Annotated in this window: 12 protein-coding genes; 9 read left to right on the top strand and 3 right to left on the bottom strand. The window is 60.1% G+C overall.

Features of this window, described 5'->3' with window-relative positions; all coding sequences use genetic code 11:
- Positions 1–7 precede the first annotated feature (7 nt).
- Positions 8–223 carry a TOBE domain-containing protein gene (locus tag AC0R79_RS29085; RefSeq protein WP_007953520.1) on the top strand — a complete coding sequence of 72 codons (216 nt, stop codon included), beginning with the start codon at positions 8–10 and terminating at the stop codon, positions 221–223.
- Positions 224–403: 180 nt separating this feature from the next.
- On the opposite strand, the gene AC0R79_RS29080 is transcribed toward AC0R79_RS29085, so the two are convergent.
- Both AC0R79_RS29080 and AC0R79_RS29075 read right to left on the bottom strand, forming a co-directional pair.
- Positions 404–1,036: a TetR/AcrR family transcriptional regulator gene (locus AC0R79_RS29080; protein ID WP_375744372.1), complete on the bottom strand. Its 633-nt coding sequence runs from the start codon at positions 1,034–1,036 to the stop codon at positions 404–406.
- Positions 1,037–1,154: 118 nt separating this feature from the next.
- Positions 1,155–2,531 carry a glutamine synthetase family protein gene (locus tag AC0R79_RS29075; RefSeq protein WP_007953516.1) on the bottom strand — a complete coding sequence of 459 codons (1,377 nt, stop codon included), beginning with the start codon at positions 2,529–2,531 and terminating at the stop codon, positions 1,155–1,157.
- A gap of 278 nt (positions 2,532–2,809) precedes the next feature.
- On the opposite strand from AC0R79_RS29075, the gene AC0R79_RS29070 reads away from it, so the two are divergent.
- The 8 genes from AC0R79_RS29070 to AC0R79_RS29035 all read left to right on the top strand — a co-directional run bounded on the left by AC0R79_RS29070 (position 2,810) and on the right by AC0R79_RS29035 (position 11,629).
- A complete protein-coding gene (locus tag AC0R79_RS29070) occupies positions 2,810–3,166 on the top strand; it encodes a gamma-glutamyl-gamma-aminobutyrate hydrolase family protein (RefSeq protein WP_474732612.1) in 357 nt (118 codons plus the stop codon).
- Between the two features lie 93 nt (positions 3,167–3,259).
- The gene (locus tag AC0R79_RS29065; RefSeq protein WP_007953514.1) at positions 3,260–4,618 is read left to right on the top strand and encodes a glutamine synthetase family protein; all 1,359 of its coding nucleotides are present in this window, start codon (positions 3,260–3,262) and stop codon (positions 4,616–4,618) included.
- Positions 4,619–4,674: 56 nt separating this feature from the next.
- Complete coding sequence (locus AC0R79_RS29060) at positions 4,675–6,039, top strand: aspartate aminotransferase family protein (RefSeq protein ID WP_192562769.1); 1,365 nt, start codon at positions 4,675–4,677, stop codon at positions 6,037–6,039.
- Positions 6,040–6,211: 172 nt separating this feature from the next.
- Entirely contained in the window at positions 6,212–7,324 is a 1,113-nt protein-coding gene (locus tag AC0R79_RS29055; protein ID WP_115079590.1) for a polyamine ABC transporter substrate-binding protein, read from the top strand.
- Between the two features lie 187 nt (positions 7,325–7,511).
- The gene (locus AC0R79_RS29050) at positions 7,512–8,609 is read left to right on the top strand and encodes a polyamine ABC transporter substrate-binding protein (protein WP_127800508.1); all 1,098 of its coding nucleotides are present in this window, start codon (positions 7,512–7,514) and stop codon (positions 8,607–8,609) included.
- 73 nt (positions 8,610–8,682) lie between these two features.
- Entirely contained in the window at positions 8,683–9,825 is a 1,143-nt protein-coding gene (locus AC0R79_RS29045; protein ID WP_007953506.1) for an ABC transporter ATP-binding protein, read from the top strand.
- A 35-nt stretch (positions 9,826–9,860) separates the two neighbouring features.
- The gene (locus tag AC0R79_RS29040; protein ID WP_170844921.1) at positions 9,861–10,742 is read left to right on the top strand and encodes an ABC transporter permease subunit; all 882 of its coding nucleotides are present in this window, start codon (positions 9,861–9,863) and stop codon (positions 10,740–10,742) included.
- Positions 10,739–11,629: an ABC transporter permease subunit gene (locus AC0R79_RS29035; protein WP_007953503.1), complete on the top strand. Its 891-nt coding sequence runs from the start codon at positions 10,739–10,741 to the stop codon at positions 11,627–11,629. The genes AC0R79_RS29040 and AC0R79_RS29035 overlap by 4 nt, the downstream gene beginning before the upstream one ends.
- Positions 11,630–11,687: 58 nt before the next feature.
- Here AC0R79_RS29035 and AC0R79_RS29030 read toward each other — a convergent pair whose 3' ends face one another.
- Entirely contained in the window at positions 11,688–12,329 is a 642-nt protein-coding gene (locus AC0R79_RS29030) for an HD domain-containing protein (RefSeq protein ID WP_085605974.1), read from the bottom strand.
- Positions 12,330–12,431 lie beyond the last annotated feature (102 nt).

The following is a 12,431-nucleotide window of genomic DNA, read 5'->3' as shown; positions in this document are numbered from 1 at the left end:
CAATGCCATGACTATCAAAGCCATCAACGTACGCAACCAGTTCAAAGGCGCGATCAAGGAGATCGTTCTCGGCGACGTGCTGTCGGAAATCGACGTGCAGACCGCTTCCGGCATCGTCACGTCGGTGATCACCACCCGTTCGGTCAAGGAGCTGGAACTGGAGGTCGGCAGCGAAGTGATCGCCTTCGTGAAGTCCACCGAGGTGTCCATCGCCAAGTTGTAAGGGCGTGGGACAAAAACAACCCCGAAGGGTGTGAGCCCTTCGGGGTTTTTTGTTGACTTGAGATTGACCGTGCTGATCGTTCCCATGCTCTGCGTGGGAATGCCTCTGGGGACGCTCCGCGTCCAGTGACGCGGAGCGTCACGGGCTGCATTCCCACGCAGAGCGTGGGAACGATCATCGCTAGAGAATTCGCTTGGGCAAATAGGGCGGCAGATACAGCCCGATATAGGCATCGAACACCCGCATGCCTTCCTCGGCCATGCGCGGGGTGATCTGCCCGTGCTGCTGCACCGAACGGGCGTAGACGCGGTCGCCCAGTTCCATGGCCAGCGCAAACACGTCCACATCGTCCGGCAGTCGCGGCAGTTCGAAGTGATGGTCGAACAGCTTGTGCATCAGGTCGCCGAGTTCGAGGTCGTGCTGGCGGTCGGCCTGAGTGACTTCGGTGAGGCCGTGCTGCGCGAGGATCAGCTGGCGGGCGGCGGCATCCTCGCCGTAGATCTCCAGCATCCGCTCCTCGACCAGCCGCGACAGGTCGCGCCATTCGCGCAGGGCATCGTGATCGATCGGCGCTTGCAGGCAGGCGCGGAAGGCCGCGTGCACATCGGCGGTCAGCGCTTCGAGCAGCGCCGGGACACTGGCGAAGAAGTGGTAGACCGAGGAGGGCGGAATCTGTGCGCGCTCGGCCACGCTGTAGATCGACAGGCTCGCCACGCCCTCGGCAGCCAGCAGCGTGCGCGCGGCGTCGAGTATCGAATCGATCCGCGCCTGACTGCGGGCACGGGGTTTGCGGACGGGGGCGGGACGCGTCATGAAAGTCTCCTGCGGGGCAGCGGGCATTGTACGCAGAGCTTGAATCTCTGCCACAGAGGCCAATAAAAAAACGCCGCTGGCTGAGAAGCCAACGGCGTTTTCCTTTGCTGCAGTCCGCTTAAACGGTGTGCAGGTACCAGTTGTACTCGAGGTCGGAGATGGAGTGTTCGAACTCCTCCAGCTCGCTTTCCTTACAGGCGACGAAGATATCGATGTATTTCGGATCGATGTACTTGGCCATCACCTCGCTGTCGTCCAGCTCGCGCAGGGCATCGCGCAAGTTGTTCGGCAGGCTCTGCTCGTTTTGCTCGTAGCTGTTGCCTTCGACCGGAGCGCCCGGTTCGATCTTGTTGACCAGACCGTGGTGCACGCCCGCCAGGACCGAAGCCATCAGCAGGTACGGGTTGGCGTCGGCGCCGGCAACGCGGTGTTCCAGACGGACCGCGTCGGCGGAGCCGGTCGGTACGCGCAGGGCCACGGTGCGGTTGTCCAGGCCCCAGCTCGGCGAGTTCGGCACGTAGAACTGTGCGCCGAAACGACGGTAGGAGTTGACGTTCGGGCAGAGGAAAGCCATCTGCGCGGGCAGGGTCTCGAGCACACCGCCGATCGCGTGACGCAGCGCGGCGTTCTGCTCGGGATCCTCGCTGGCAAAAATGTTTTTGCCTTCTTTGTCGAGAACCGAAATGTGGACGTGCAGACCGTTGCCTGCCTGGCCAGGGTACGGCTTGGCCATGAAAGTGGTGTCCATTTCATGGTCGTAGGCGATGTTCTTGATCAGACGCTTGAGCAGGACCGCGTAGTCGCATGCCTTGATCGGGTCGGCGACGTGGTGCAGGTTCACTTCGAACTGCGCCGGGGCACTTTCCTTGACGATGGCGTCGGCCGGGATGCCTTGCTCTTTGGCGCCTTCCAGAATGTCCTGGAGGCAGTCGACGTATTCGTCGAGGTCGTCGATCAGGTAGACCTGGGTCGAATGCGGGCGTTTGCCGGAGATCGGCGAGCGCGGCGGCTGAGGGCGGCCGTTCACGTTTTCCTGGTCGATCAGGTAGAACTCGAGTTCGAACGCGGCGCAGATGGTCAGGCCGAGCTCGTCAAACTTTGCAACAACTTGACGGAGCACTTCGCGCGGGTCGGCGAAGAAAGGGTCACCTTCGAGTTCGTGCATGGTCATCAACAGTTGCGCGGTCGGGCGCTTCTGCCATGGCTCGTTGCACAGGGTATCGGGGATTGGATAGCAGATACGGTCGGCGTCGCCGATGTCCAGGCCCAGGCCGGTGCTTTCCACCGTCGAACCATTGATATCCAGAGCAAATAGAGAGGCCGGCAGGTTGATGCCTTTCTCGTAAACCTTGTGGAGGCTGGTGCGTTCGATGCGCTTGCCGCGCACCACACCATTCATATCCGCAATCAGAAGGTCAACGTACAGAACCTCAGGATGTTCCTTAAGGAACGCGTTCGCTTCGTTAAGCTGAACGGCACGCGGGGGTACCGACATGATGCAACACCTTTGTTGTTAAAAATATCAATCATTGATCTTTTCTTGTTTCAGTCAACCCGAACGGCCTGCCGAAGTCAAGCGAGGCCTTTTCTGCCCTGAAAAAGCGCCACGAGGGCATTTATGGGGCACTTTGGGGCATTTTTTTATCCGTGAAGGACGCGCCACCCGCAGGCTTGAGCAGGCCGTGTTGTATTTTTTACGGGGGTGTTGTGTAAAAAAATGAACAAGGCTAAGCTCGGATCAAACCCATAACAGCAATAATACCGGGGTGTTTCATGTCTCGCCTGCCGTTAATCGGCGTCACCGACTGCTCTTTGCGGTCCGGTCTGCATGCTTATCACATCAGTGGCGACACGTCCGTCCGCAGCGCGGCCAGCAAGGCCTGCAACGTGCCAGCGATCTCCCTGCCCATGGCAGATCGAGCGGCAGCGTCCGATATTCTGGACGTGTGCGAAGGCATCCTCTTTAGCGGTTCTCCTTTCAATATAGATCTCTTTCCCTCTCCCGGCCTGCACCGCGCCCGTCGTCGTGCCCGTGATTCTGCACGCCCGGGATGTGCACAGGAAATGCAACGCCAGCGTAAAGGGCAGGTAAGCTCCTCCTTCATTGTCTATGCGCGGTGCCGGGCGTAAGCCGGCACTGCGCGCAAGCAAGGCCCTTTAACGCGACGCCTGGTGCGTCAAAATTGCCTGACATGCGTCAGGAGACTCAGCCCAGAGGCATTTATGAGTAACAACCTCGACCAGCTCACCGATTGGTTGAAAGACCACAAGATCACAGAAGTCGAATGCATGATCGGCGACTTGACCGGCATCACCCGGGGCAAGATCTCGCCGACCAACAAGTTCATCGCCGAAAAAGGCATGCGCCTGCCAGAGAGCGTTCTGTTGCAGACCGTGACCGGCGACTACGTCGAAGACGACATCTATTACGAACTGCTCGACCCGGCCGACATCGACATGATCTGCCGTCCCGACCAGAACGCCGTGTACCTGGTGCCATGGGCCATCGAGCCGACCGCCCAGGTGATCCACGACACCTACGACAAGCAAGGCAACCCGATCGAGCTGTCGCCGCGCAACGTCCTCAAGAAAGTCCTGAAACTCTATGCCGACAAGGGCTGGCAGCCGATCGTGGCGCCGGAAATGGAGTTCTACCTGACCAAGCGCAGCGACGACCCCGACTATCCGTTGCAGCCGCCGGTCGGCCGTTCCGGGCGTCCGGAGATCGGTCGTCAGTCGTTCTCCATCGAAGCGGCGAACGAATTCGATCCTCTTTTCGAAGACGTCTACGATTGGTGCGAACTGCAGGAACTGGACCTCGACACGCTGATCCACGAGGACGGCACCGCGCAGATGGAAATCAACTTCCGTCACGGCGATGCCCTGTCGCTGGCCGACCAGATTCTGGTGTTCAAGCGCACCATGCGTGAGGCCGCCCTCAAGCACAACGTGGCCGCGACCTTCATGGCCAAGCCGATGACCGGTGAGCCGGGCAGTGCGATGCACCTGCACCAGAGCATCATCGACATCGAGACCGGCAAGAACGTGTTCTCCAACGAAGACGGGACCATGAGCCAGCTGTTCCTGCACCACATCGGTGGCCTGCAGAAATTGATTCCGGAATTGCTGCCGCTGTTCGCACCGAACGTCAACTCGTTCCGCCGCTTCCTGCCGGACACCTCCGCGCCGGTGAACGTGGAGTGGGGCGAAGAAAACCGCACCGTGGGCCTGCGCGTCCCGGATGCCGGCCCGCAGAACCGCCGGGTGGAAAACCGCCTGCCGGGCGCCGACGCCAACCCGTACCTGGCGATTGCCGCGAGCCTGCTCTGCGGCTACATCGGCATGGTCGAAGGCATCAACCCGAGCGCGCCGGTCGTGGGCCGTGGTTACGAGCGCCGCAACCTGCGCCTGCCGCTGACCATCGAGGACGCCCTGGAGCGCATGGAAAACAGCGCGACCATCGAGAAATACCTGGGCAAGACCTTCATCACCGGCTACGTCGCGGTCAAGCGGGCCGAGCATGAAAACTTCAAGCGCGTGATCAGTTCCTGGGAGCGTGAGTACCTGCTCTTCGCCGTCTGATACGCCGGGCGCGGTGGCCAGCCGCCGCGCCTTCACCGATAACAAGGAGAATTGGCATGACCAGCAACAACCCGCAAACCCGTGAGTGGCAAGCCCTCAGCAGCGATCACCACCTGGCCCCGTTCAGCGACTTCAAGCAGCTGAAAGAAAAGGGTCCACGGATCATCACCAACGCCAAGGGCGTGTACCTGTGGGACAGCGAGGGTAACAAGATCCTTGATGGCATGGCGGGTCTGTGGTGTGTGGCGATCGGTTATGGGCGCGACGAGCTGGCCGATGCGGCCGCCAGACAGATGCGCGAACTGCCTTACTACAACCTGTTCTTCCAGACCGCGCACCCGCCGGCACTGGAACTGGCCAAGGCCATCGCCGACGTGGCGCCGGAGGGCATGAACCACGTGTTCTTCACCGGTTCCGGCTCCGAAGGCAACGACACCATGCTGCGCATGGTTCGCCACTACTGGGCGATCAAGGGTCAGCCGAACAAGAAAGTCATCATCAGCCGAAAGAACGGCTACCACGGTTCCACCGTGGCCGGCGCGAGCCTGGGCGGCATGACCTACATGCACGAACAGGGCGACCTGCCGATTCCGGGCATCGTCCACATCGCCCAGCCGTACTGGTTCGCCGAAGGCGGCGACATGACCCCGGAAGAGTTCGGGATCTGGGCGGCCAATCAGCTGGAAGAAAAGATTCTGGAAGTCGGCGTGGACAACGTCGGTGCCTTTATTGCCGAGCCGATCCAGGGCGCCGGCGGCGTGATCATTCCGCCAGACACCTACTGGCCGCGCATCAAGGAAATCCTCGCCAAGTACGACATCCTGTTCGTGGCCGATGAAGTGATCTGCGGTTTCGGCCGTACCGGCCAATGGTTCGGCAGCGATTTCTACGACCTCAAGCCACACATGATGACCATCGCCAAAGGCCTGACGTCCGGCTACATACCGATGGGTGGCCTGATCGTGCGTGACGAAGTGGTGGCGGTGCTCAACGAGGGCGGTGATTTCAACCACGGCTTCACCTACTCCGGTCACCCGGTGGCGGCAGCGGTGGGTCTGGAAAACATCCGGATTCTGCGCGAAGAGAAAATCATCGATCGCGCCCATGAAGAAACGGCACCGTATTTGCAGAAACGTCTGCGCGAACTGAACGATCACCCGTTGGTGGGTGAAGTGCGCGGAGTCGGTCTGCTGGGGGCCATCGAGCTGGTGCAAGACAAGGCCACTCGCAAGCGTTACGAAGGCAAGGGTGTGGGCATGATCTGCCGCCAGTTCTGCTTCGACAACGGGCTGATCATGCGTGCCGTGGGCGACACCATGATCATTGCGCCGCCGCTGGTGATCAGCAAGGCGGAGATCGATGAGCTGGTGACAAAGGCGCGCAAGTGCCTGGACCTGACCCTGAGTGCGTTGCAGGGCTAAGTGCTAGGCTCTGAGCGATGGAGCTGTTGCGCTGTCGCTCGGAGCTGTCAGAAAGGCTGGTCTTTTCTTGAAAGACCGCCTCGGATCTTGCCAGACTAGCCGCGGTTCCAGTTGTCCGGGTTCGGCCGCTGAACAAAGTGGTTCAAAAAAGAAAAATTTGGAGCATTAACGCATGAAGGCATTAGGCAAAAAGCTCGCTGGCAAGACTCTGCTCGCCATGTCCCTGATGGGCGTGATGGCGGGTGCGGTTCAGGCGGACGACAAGGTGTTGCACGTTTACAACTGGTCCGACTACATCGCGCCGGACACGGTTGCCAATTTCGAAAAAGAGACGGGCATCAAGGTCGTCTATGACGTTTTCGACAGCAACGAAACCCTGGAAGCGAAGCTGCTGGCCGGCAAATCCGGTTACGACATCGTGGTGCCTTCCAACAACTTCCTGGCCAAGCAGATCAAGGCCGGCGTTTATCAGGAACTGGACAAGTCCAAACTGACAAACTGGAAGAACCTCGACGAAGACCTGCTCAAAGCCGTTGGCGACGCCAGCGACCCGGGCAACAAGCACGCGTTCCCGTACATGTGGGGTTCGATCGGCATCGGTTACAACCCGGAGAAGGTCAAGGCTGCGCTGGGCGTCGACAAGATCGATTCCTGGGACATCGTGTTCAAGCCTGAAAACATCGAGAAGCTGAAAAGCTGCGGCGTGAGCTTCCTCGACGCGCCGACCGAAATGATTCCGGCGGCTTTGCACTACCTGGGCAAACCGACCAACAGCAAAGACAAGGCTGACCTGAAAGCCGCCGAGGACCTGTTCCTCAAAGTGCGTCCTTCGGTTGCCTACTTCCACTCCTCGAAGTACATCTCGGACCTGGCCAACGGCAACATCTGCGTGGCGGTCGGTTACTCGGGTGACCTGGAACAATCCAAGACCCGCGCCAAGGAAGCCGGTGACAAGGTCAAACTGGCCTACACCATTCCGAAAGAAGGTGCCGGTACTTTCTACGACATGGTCGCCATTCCAAAGGATGCCGAAAACGTCGAAGCCGCCTACAAGTTCATGAACTACCTGCTCGAGCCGAAAGTGATGGCCGAAATCACCAACGCCGTGCGTTTCCCGAACGGCAACAAGGCGGCCACGCCGCTGGTGGACAAGGAAATCACCAGCGATCCGAGCATCTACCCTTCGGCTGAAGTGAAGAAGCAGCTCTATGCGATCAGCGATCTGGACGCAGCCACCCTGCGCCTGATCACTCGCAGCTGGACCAAGATCAAATCCGGTAAATAAGCCGGTTTGAAGCAGTCACCGCTGGCCGTCGCCTTCACCCGGGCGGTCAGCGGTGCAATTAAATGACAGAAAGTTTTGCTGGAACGGTTTTTCGAAGGTAAGTTGCGCGCCGGTTTTGTTGCCGGGCAACCGTGACTGTCATGCAGCACGGGGCAACTTGGGCCCAACTAAATTAGAGGACCTCCACTTGCCTATTTTTTCTTCTTTGCGCAATGCCCTGCTGGCCGCTGCCGGCCTGACGTTCGCTGTCGGTGCCCAAGCCGCCGGTACTGTGCATATTTATAACTGGTCGGATTACATCGGCGAGACCACTCTGGCCGATTTCCAGAAAGACACCGGGATCAAACCGGTCTACGACGTGTTCGACTCCAACGAAACCCTGGAAGGCAAATTGCTCGCCGGGCGTACCGGTTACGACGTGGTCGTGCCGTCGAACCACTTCCTCGGCAAGCAGATCAAGGCGGGCGCGTTCCAGAAGCTCGACAAGGCGCAGCTGCCGAACTATTCCAATCTCGATCCGGTGTTGCTCAAGCGCCTGGAACAGAACGATCCGGGCAACCTGTACGCGGTTCCATACCTGTGGGGCACCAACGGCATCGGCTACAACGTCGATAAAGTGAAGGCCGTGCTCGGCGTCGACAAGATCGACTCCTGGAGCGTGCTGTTCGAGCCGGAGAACATCAAGAAGCTGCACAGCTGCGGCGTGGCGTTCCTCGATTCGGCCGATGAAATGATGCCGACCGTGCTCAACTATATGGGCCTGAACGCCAACAGCACCGATCCCAAGGATTACGCCAAGGCCACGGACAAACTGCTGGCAGTGCGTCCGTACGTGACCTACTTCCACTCCTCGAAATACATCGGTGATCTGGCCAACGGCGACATCTGCGTGGCCATCGGTTTCTCCGGCGACATCTTCCAGGCGAAGAACCGTGCCGAAGAAGCCAAGAAAGGCGTGAACATCGCCTACTCGATCCCGAAAGAGGGCGGCGCGCTGTGGTTCGACATGCTGGCGATTCCGAAGGACTCGGCCAACGTCAAAGAGGCCCATGCCTTCATCAACTATTTGCTGAAACCTGAGGTGATCGCCCAGGTCAGTGATTACGTCGGTTACGCCAACCCCAACCCGGGTTCGGACAAGCTGATGGAGCAGTCCATCCGCACCGACGAGTCGGTTTATCCACCGCAGGCCGTGCTCGACAAGACCTACGTGTCGATTGAGTTGCCGCCGAACATTCAGCGTTTGATGACCCGCAGCTGGACCAAGGTCAAGTCGGGTAAATAGCTTCAACGTACAAACTATCCTGGGTTCGTCTTGCGTGGGCGAACTGCACTCTTTTTTTCTGGGAGTTTTGTAAATGGCAGTTGCCTCCGGCGCCTATAAGAAAGCCCTCGAGGGCGACCAGACACCGAAACAGGTGCTGGTCAAAATCGACCGGGTCACGAAGAAGTTCGACGAGACGGTTGCCGTGGACGATGTGTCCCTGGAAATCAAGAAGGGCGAGATCTTCGCCCTGCTCGGCGGTTCGGGATCGGGCAAGTCCACTCTGCTGCGGATGCTGGCAGGGTTCGAACGGCCCACGGAGGGGCGCATTTTCCTCGACGGCGTCGACATCACCGACATGCCGCCGTACGAGCGACCGATCAACATGATGTTCCAGTCCTACGCCCTGTTCCCGCACATGACCGTGGCGCAGAACATCGCGTTCGGCCTGCAACAGGACAAGATTCCCAAGGCCGAGATCGACGCCCGCGTGGCCGAGATGCTCAAGCTGGTGCAGATGAGCCAGTACGCCAAGCGCAAGCCGCACCAGCTGTCCGGCGGCCAGCGTCAGCGTGTGGCACTGGCGCGTTCCCTAGCCAAGCGGCCGAAACTGCTGCTGCTCGACGAGCCGATGGGCGCACTGGACAAGAAACTGCGTTCGCAGATGCAGCTGGAACTGGTTGAGATCATCGAGCGCGTGGGCGTGACCTGCGTGATGGTGACGCACGACCAGGAAGAGGCCATGACCATGGCCGAGCGTATCGCGATCATGCACCTGGGCTGGATCGCCCAGATCGGCAGCCCGATCGACATCTACGAAACCCCGACCAGCCGTCTGGTCTGCGAATTCATCGGTAACGTGAACATCTTCGAAGGCGAAGTGATCGACGACGCCGAAGGCCACGCGACCATCACCTGCAAGGATCTCGACCGGCAGATCTACGTCGGCCACGGCATCAGCACCTCGGTGCAGGACAAGTCCGTGACCTACGCGATCCGTCCGGAAAAACTGCTGGTCACCGCCGACCAGCCGACCTGCGAATACAACTGGTCGAGCGGCAAGGTGCATGACATCGCCTACCTCGGCGGTCACTCGGTGTTCTACGTCGAATTGCCGAGCGGCAAGCTGGTGCAGTCGTTCGTGGCCAACGCCGAACGCCGTGGCGCACGTCCGACCTGGGGCGATCAGGTCTACGTGTGGTGGGAAGACGACAGCGGCGTGGTACTTCGCTCATGAACATGCGCAAATTCAAACGCCGGCTCAATCGAATAATTCCCGGTGGCCGTCAGCTGGTCATCGGGGTTCCGTTCATCTGGCTGTTCCTGTTCTTCATGCTGCCGTTCTTCATCGTCCTGAAGATCAGCTTCGCCGAAGCGGATGTGGCCATCCCGCCGTACACCGAGATCTACACCTACGCCGAGCAGAAGCTGCAACTGCTGCTGAACCTGGGCAACTACGCGATGCTCGGCGACGACGAGCTGTACATCGCCGCCTACCTCGGCTCGCTGAAGATGGCATTTTTCAGCACGCTGCTGTGTCTGTTGATCGGTTATCCGATGGCCTACGCCATCGCCAGCGCCCGCAAAGAGCTGCAAACGGTGCTGGTGCTGCTGATCATGATGCCGACCTGGACCGCGATCCTGATCCGCGTCTATGCCTGGATGGGCATCCTCAGCAACAACGGCCTGCTCAACGGTTTCCTGATGAGCATGGGCCTGATCGACGAGCCGCTGCAGATCCTCAACACCAACCTGGCGGTGTACATCGGCGTCGTCTACTCGTACCTGCCGTTCATGATCCTGCCGCTGTACGCCAACCTGGTGAAGCACGACACCAGCCTGCTGGAGGCCGCGTCCGACCTGGGTTCGAGCACCTTCAACAGCTTCTGGAAAATCACCGTACCGCTGTCCAAGAACGGCATCATCGCCGGCTGCATGCTGGTGTTCATCCCGGTGGTGGGCGAGTTCGTGATCCCGGAACTGCTGGGCGGTCCGGAAACCCTGATGATCGGTAAAGTGCTCTGGCAAGAGTTCTTCAACAACCGTGACTGGCCGGTGGCGTCCGCCCTGGCGGTGGTGATGCTGGCGATCCTGATCGTGCCGATCATCCTGTTCAACCGCAGTCAGGCCAAGGAAATGGAGGGTAAAGAATGAAGCGCTTCCGTTTCTCCAGCCTGATGCTGGTGCTCGGCCTGTTGTTCATCTACCTGCCGATGCTGATCCTGGTGATCTACTCGTTCAACGCCTCGAAACTGGTAACGGTGTGGGGCGGCTGGTCGGTGAAGTGGTACGTCGGCCTGCTCGACAACTCGCAACTGATGGGCTCGGTGGTGCGCTCGCTGGAAATCGCCTGCTACACCGCGATTGCCGCCGTGGCGCTGGGTACGCTGGCAGCCTTCGTGCTGACCCGCATCACCCGCTTCAAGGGTCGCACGCTGTTCGGCGGCCTGGTCACCGCGCCGCTGGTCATGCCTGAGGTGATTACCGGTCTGTCGCTGTTGCTGCTGTTCGTGGCGATGGCGCAGATGATCGGCTGGCCACAGGAGCGCGGCATCGTCACCATCTGGATCGCTCACACCACGTTCTGTGCGGCGTATGTGGCGGTGGTGGTGTCGGCGCGTCTGCGTGAGCTGGACCTGTCGATCGAAGAAGCGGCGATGGACCTCGGTGCGCGGCCATGGAAGGTGTTCTTCCTGATCACCATCCCGATGATCGCGCCGTCGCTGGCAGCGGGCGGCATGATGTCGTTCGCGCTGTCGCTGGATGATCTGGTACTGGCGAGCTTCGTCTCCGGCCCGGGTTCGACGACCCTGCCGATGGAAGTGTTCTCGGCCGTGCGTCTGGGCGTGAAGCCTGAAATCAACGCCGTGGCCAGTCTGATTCTGCTGGCGGTGTCGCTGGTGACTTTCCTGGTCTGGTTCTTCAGCCGCCGTGCCGAAGAAGCCCGCAAGAAAGCGATTCAGCAGGCCATCGAAGAAGGCGCTGCCGATTCGTGGAAGCAACCGGACGTGCGCCGGGCGCCGACGCCGGAAGCGGCTTAAGTCTGCGGACACAGAAAACCTCGCGACCGGAAACGGTCGCGAGGTTTTTTTATGCCGGTCAGGAAACCCAGGGCGACTGGCGAATCACCTCGACGAAGTTCATCGGCTTGAACCCCGGCGCCTGATCCTTCAGCACATCGGTCTTCACATTGCCGAACGTGGTCTGCGGACGATGACGCAAGCCATCGGCGAACGCGCAGATGATGCACTCCTTGAAACCTTCGCCCCGTGGATGCGCATGCACCACCGCCTCGCGCTGCACCGTGGTGAACGCCGCGTAGTCCATGCCCAGCACGTCCATCTCGACGCCTGCGGTCACCAGCGCCACGGTCGGGCGCAGATGCTTCGGCACCCCCGGCGTGGTGTGCAGGGCGATCGACAGCCAGACCTGCTCGATGTCGTCATCGCTCAACCCGTACGGCTTGAGAAACGCGGCGGCTGCGTTGGCGCCATCGACTTCGAAGCGCTCGTCATCACTGCGGTGACCTTCGACCAGACCCAGGTCGTGGAACATCGCGCCGACGTACAGCAGCTCCGGATCGTAGGCCAGTTGCTGGCGCTCACCGCTCAAGGCACCGAACAGAAACACCCGGCGCGAGTGATGGTAAAGCAGGTCGGATTCGATGTCGCGGATGTACTCGGTGGTGGCCCGGGCGAGGGCGCTGTCGGGGATCTGGATACCGGCGATGGTCGTGGTCATGTTGAGCTTCCTCGTCGAAAACGCCGTCGCGGCGCTGATGGGGAAAGTCTGTTCCCGGGGGCAAAACCGGACAATCGATCCATGGCTGCGATCCTTGCCATT

Source organism: Pseudomonas sp. HD57-3 (assembly GCF_056113135.1).
This window is presented reverse-complemented; position numbering and strand designations above follow the sequence as displayed.

Excerpts from the sequence above, each read along its gene's own strand:
- AC0R79_RS29085 (WP_007953520.1), top strand. The coding sequence starts at position 8 with ATGACTATCAAAGCCATCAACGTACGCAACCAGTTCAAAGGCGCGATC.
- AC0R79_RS29080 (WP_375744372.1), bottom strand. The coding sequence starts at position 1,036 with ATGACGCGTCCCGCCCCCGTCCGCAAACCCCGTGCCCGCAGTCAGGCG.
- AC0R79_RS29075 (WP_007953516.1), bottom strand. The coding sequence starts at position 2,531 with ATGTCGGTACCCCCGCGTGCCGTTCAGCTTAACGAAGCGAACGCGTTC.
- AC0R79_RS29070 (WP_474732612.1), top strand. The coding sequence starts at position 2,810 with ATGTCTCGCCTGCCGTTAATCGGCGTCACCGACTGCTCTTTGCGGTCC.
- AC0R79_RS29065 (WP_007953514.1), top strand. The coding sequence starts at position 3,260 with ATGAGTAACAACCTCGACCAGCTCACCGATTGGTTGAAAGACCACAAG.
- AC0R79_RS29060 (WP_192562769.1), top strand. The coding sequence starts at position 4,675 with ATGACCAGCAACAACCCGCAAACCCGTGAGTGGCAAGCCCTCAGCAGC.
- AC0R79_RS29055 (WP_115079590.1), top strand. The coding sequence starts at position 6,212 with ATGAAGGCATTAGGCAAAAAGCTCGCTGGCAAGACTCTGCTCGCCATG.
- AC0R79_RS29045 (WP_007953506.1), top strand. The coding sequence starts at position 8,683 with ATGGCAGTTGCCTCCGGCGCCTATAAGAAAGCCCTCGAGGGCGACCAG.
- AC0R79_RS29035 (WP_007953503.1), top strand. The coding sequence starts at position 10,739 with ATGAAGCGCTTCCGTTTCTCCAGCCTGATGCTGGTGCTCGGCCTGTTG.
- AC0R79_RS29030 (WP_085605974.1), bottom strand. The coding sequence starts at position 12,329 with ATGACCACGACCATCGCCGGTATCCAGATCCCCGACAGCGCCCTCGCC.